A 2,635-nucleotide genomic window follows, 5' to 3' on the forward strand; every position below is an offset into this window, starting at 1 on the left:
GCTTAGGAGATTTGGCGCGCCCGAAGAGATTCGAACTCCTGACCCCCAGATTCGTAGTCTGGTAACTTTCACGTGCGAGCTTGTGCGAAGGCACTCCCCTAAGCCTCCACAAACCTTGCAAAACGGCCATTCCTTGATTTGCCTTGTGTGCGGCAATGTGCGAGATAACGCGGCAGGGCGCAATATGTTTGTGCCCCCAAAGTGCCCCCGAAGGAATGTACCCCGATGGCGAAGCTGACAAACGACATCGTTAAGAACGCCATGCCTGATCCTGGCAAGCGGCTGGAACTGCGCGACGATGTTGAGGCAGGCCTGATTTTCCGAGTGACTGACAAGGGCGTCCGGTCGTGGTCGGTGCGCTACCGCAATGCCGCCGGCGAGCATCGCCGCAAGAACCTGGGCTCTTTCCCGTCTGTGGGGCTCGCCAAAGCTCGGGAGGAGGCAAGGAAGGCGAAAGGCGCTGTGGCGACAGGCGCCGACGTCGTGGCCATTGCGCGAGCCAGCAAGGCCGAGGAGCGACGGAAGCACCTCCATAAGCTGGCTGGCCTGGCCGATGCCTATTTCATCGCTGCGGCTGAAGGAACGCATAAGGGCGGCCCCAAGGCGGCGCCGAAGCGTGCCAGCACCATTGCCGAGGAGCGGCGCATATTCGACAAGCTGGTGAAACCGAAGTTCGGCGACAGCGCGGTGGCCAATATCACGCGGATCGAGATCCGCGAGTTTGTCACCAAGCAAGCCAAGGGCGCGAAGTCGAACGGCCGCCACTGCCGCAACATCATTCGCCAGTTGATGAGCTTCGCGGTGCGCGAGGGCGTTATCGATCACAATCCGGCGCACGATATCGCAGTCGCCATGCCTAAGGTTGGCACGACCGTGATGAAGGATGATGACCTCAAAGGCTTCTGGGCCGCCTGTCAGAGCCCGGAGGATGTCGACGACCTCACTCTGTCGCCATTGATGGGCATCGCCCTCAGGATGGCGGCTGTGACCCTGCAGCGCGGAGGTGAGGTGGTCGGCATGCGCTGGCGTGAGATCGACCGGAGCGCCAGGACGTGGCTTATCCCTGCCGAGCGGATGAAGGGCAAAAAGGCGCACATGATCCCGCTGAGCGCAACGGCGCTGGCGCTGCTCGACGAGGCAAAGGCCGCGATGGAGGGGAACGGAAGCGACTTTGTCTTCCCATCGCCCCGGTCGGACGAGGACCACCTCGACAGGCGGGCATTCTCGCGCGCTATGAAGCGTATCGTCGAAGCGGTGAAGATCGGCGCCGCCACCCCCCATGATCTGCGCCGTACCGGCGCCACGCTGCTGACCAGCGAGCGAATCGGGTTCTCACGGTTCATCGTGTCTCAGGTGATAGCCCATGCCGGCGATACTGGCGGCGCGGCGGTGGTCACGGGGAAGCACTATGACCACAATGACTATCTGCCCGAGAAGCGCCGGGCGCTCGATGCCTGGGGCCTTCTTCTCGAGGAGATCGTCAGCGGATCCAAGCGGGCCGAGAACGTCATCGAGATTGCCCGCCAAGCCTGAACCGCGCGCATATTGCTCTGAAAATCACTGGAAGTTAGGCATACAAGTACTTCACGTCTTTGACCGGCGTTCCGAGGCGTTCGCGAAGGCGCGACAGATATAGGAATAGGAAGCGTCATTCCGTCGCCTCGATTTCGCGTCTCCGCAATCGGCGCCAGGGGCCTCGGCCGGCAGGGCTTCGAGCAGGCGGCGGCGGGTGGCGGTGGTGGCAGCGAGGNGACCTTGGCGACGATGCTTCGGATCGGCGGCGGCAGGACTTCCACCGGAAGCTCATCATCCTCGGCCAGATAGACGCGCAGGCCCTTGAGGCTCGCGGTCGGCGTTTCCGTGCCCGAATAGTCGATGCCGATGGTGCGGGCGAAGGCGGGCCATTTCAAGCTGCTTTGCGACGCGCTGGGAAAGGTGGAAGAATTATCCTAACGTATTGTATCTACTATGATTATTTAGGTACACGTGCCGTTTCGATGTGGTTCGGGGACAGGAATCTTCTTGACATTCGGCCATGCGGAATGCATATGTGCCTTGTCTCACCTGCCATGTGTAGGACGAGCATTCGAGGCCGCCCCGGTTCACTTGGGCGGCTTCAGCCGTTTCAGGGGTTGGCGTGGCGGAAGGCATCACGCTCCTTTCTGAGTTGCGCGATCCGCCCGCTCCTTTCCGTGCAATAGGCAGTTCTTAACAGCCAATAGCCCTGGCGCTGCCCGAGAACCACAAGATATTCCTCGCGGAACCAGAGCAGTGTGTTGACCTCGGTGCCGCGCCTGTTCTGCCAGATGTCGATCTCGGCGTGAGCGGTCGCGTTCTCAATCACCCAGCGCACCCAGCTGATGCGCTCGCAGCGGCGCAGATCGGGCAAGCGGTCATCCTCGACGCGGCCTTCCTGCACCAGATGCCAGAACGACGCCCACCTGCCCATCGCTTCCGGGTGGCGGCGGCACCCTACACGAAGGCCGCCATACTGCATGTTGCCGTTCGCAAGATCGGCGATGAAGATGCGGTGGAGTTCGGTTTCATAGGCGGGCCAGTCGCCGCCGAAGGCAGCGAACGGCACCAGATCGGGCGGATTCATCCAGCCGCCTCCTGCGCCCGCCACATCAGAATG

At 61.9% G+C, this 2,635-nt stretch carries 2 protein-coding genes; one reads left to right on the forward strand and one right to left on the reverse strand.

All coding sequences use genetic code 11. The annotated features are described in order from the left end of the window. Positions 1–225 precede the first annotated feature (225 nt). Complete coding sequence (locus tag X742_RS140610) at positions 226–1,533, forward strand: site-specific integrase (RefSeq protein WP_023775566.1); 1,308 nt, start codon at positions 226–228, stop codon at positions 1,531–1,533. Between the two features lie 592 nt (positions 1,534–2,125). Here the strand turns inward: X742_RS140610 and X742_RS140605 are convergent. Further along, positions 2,126–2,635, reverse strand: a 510-nt coding sequence (locus tag X742_RS140605) for a hypothetical protein (RefSeq protein ID WP_210164358.1), incomplete at its 5' end; no start/stop codon positions are given.

This window comes from Mesorhizobium sp. LNHC229A00 (assembly GCF_000502415.1).
Lineage (GTDB): Bacteria > Pseudomonadota > Alphaproteobacteria > Rhizobiales > Rhizobiaceae > Mesorhizobium.

Excerpts from the sequence above, each read along its gene's own strand:
- X742_RS140610 (WP_023775566.1), top strand. The coding sequence starts at position 226 with ATGGCGAAGCTGACAAACGACATCGTTAAGAACGCCATGCCTGATCCT.